Genomic DNA, 1,684 nt, shown 5'->3' with positions numbered 1-1,684 from the left:
TTGTATAAGAAAGTATAAATTTTTTTGATATAATAATAGGCATGTAAGAGAGTAAAATCAGGACATAGAAGAATTAACCATTTATTAACAGTAAAAATATGTAAGCGGAGTTTTGATATGGGAAAAGGGATTCTAAGACAAATATTTATTGATCATTGGGATGATTTTGTCAAATTGTATGGTCATAAGATTAGAAAAAATGTGCTAAGTGAAGTCAAAAAGATGATGCATTGTGGGTCGATTGCAAATGGATACATAGAATATAAGTGCCCAGACTGTGAGAATTCAAAGAAGATAGGTTTTCGTTGTAGGAGCAGATTTTGTACATCTTGTGGTAAGGTTTATGTAGACAATTGGGTTGAAGATATGACAGGAAGACTGATCAATGCAAAGCATAGGCACATGGTGTTTACAATTCCCGAAGAGTTGAGAATACTATTTCAACAAAAAAGAGAATTACTAGCATTGTTACCTAAGTGCGCAGCACAAGCGTTAAAAAGCTGGTTTAAAGATCTCAACAAAAGAGAAAATTTTACACCTGGTATTGTAGCAGTTATTCATACTTTTGGGAGAGATTTAAAATGGAATCCTCATGTACATATGCTGGTAACCGAAGGTGCAGCAGGGACAAAAACCTCCTGGAAAAGTATGAAATACATACCCTACAATATGCTCAGAAAAAGGTGGCAGAAAATATTACTAGATGAGTTTGAAAGTGAAATCGGAAAGAGAAGATTTAAAGAGTTAAAAGATTCCCTTTATCAGAAGTTAAAAGATGGTTTCTATGTTTATGCAAAAGGAGAAATTAAGACAGCTAAGGGAGCTGCAAAATATGTGGGAAGATATACAGGAAGACCAGCGATAGCTGAATCAAGGATTATAAAGTATGATGGCAAAAAAGTAGTATTCTACTACCAAAGTCACGAAGATGGAAAACGGGTAGAAGTAGAACTAGATGTTTATGAATTTATCAAAAGGGTAATCGTACATATACCTGAAAAGCAGTTTAAAATGGTAAGATATTATGGTATTTATTCAAGAAATAACAGACATAAAAACAAATTTATAAAGTTAGTAGACGAGAAAATGATAGAGCAATTAAGGAAACTAAGAAAATGGAAGTATAGAATCATGAAATCTTTTGGTCATGATCCTTTGTCATGCGAAAAATGCAACTCAAAAATGGAGTTGTATGATATATATCATAAGAAATATGGAAGCATGTTAAATAGATATGAGCAGAAAATAAGAAGAGAGATTGATAAAGAAGTTGAAAAAATCAAAGACATGTATAATGCTGTAAAATGGGTATCTCGTGATATAATAGAACCGATATTTAGATAGAATAAGGAGACAAAGATGGCAAAGAAAAAAATGAAAGACAAGAGAAGACAACAAATAAAAGAGCAAAAGAAAATAGAAAAACTCAAGGAAAAAAATAAGCCTGTCACGTTTAAATGTTTAGACTGTGGAATAGAAGAAGATATTCCAAAAGATGTAGTAGATATTTATGATATTTTTGATGAAGGAGATATAACAGTGCCTCCAAGATTCAGCTGTGAAGTCTGTGGAGGCACTATGGAACCAATTGAATATACTAGTGAGCAAGGAATAACCTATCGGTTAGAAAATTAAGCCTAGCGGCTTAGGTTTTAAAACGCGTCCTTAAGGACGCCTTTTTTAT

The 1,684-nt window shown here is 32.6% G+C and carries 2 protein-coding genes; both read left to right on the top strand.

Annotation, left to right across the window (positions count from 1 at the left end):
* The first annotated feature begins 117 nt into the window (after positions 1–117).
* Positions 118–1,344, top strand: a complete 1,227-nt coding sequence (locus BUB56_RS19180; protein WP_110942838.1) for an IS91 family transposase — start codon at positions 118–120, stop codon at positions 1,342–1,344.
* A 15-nt stretch (positions 1,345–1,359) separates the two neighbouring features.
* Positions 1,360–1,635, top strand: coding sequence for a hypothetical protein (locus BUB56_RS19175; RefSeq protein WP_110942085.1), 276 nt, complete (start codon positions 1,360–1,362; stop codon positions 1,633–1,635).
* Positions 1,636–1,684 lie beyond the last annotated feature (49 nt).

Origin of the sequence: Geosporobacter subterraneus DSM 17957, from assembly GCF_900142145.1 — a bacterium.
Lineage (GTDB): Bacteria > Bacillota > Clostridia > Peptostreptococcales > Thermotaleaceae > Geosporobacter > Geosporobacter subterraneus.
The sequence above is the reverse complement of the archived record's forward strand: the minus strand, read 5'-3'. Positions and strand labels throughout refer to the sequence as shown.

Coding starts and splice junctions, on each gene's coding strand:
- BUB56_RS19180 (WP_110942838.1), top strand. CDS start 118: ATGGGAAAAGGGATTCTAAGACAAATATTTATTGATCATTGGGATGAT.
- BUB56_RS19175 (WP_110942085.1), top strand. CDS start 1,360: ATGGCAAAGAAAAAAATGAAAGACAAGAGAAGACAACAAATAAAAGAG.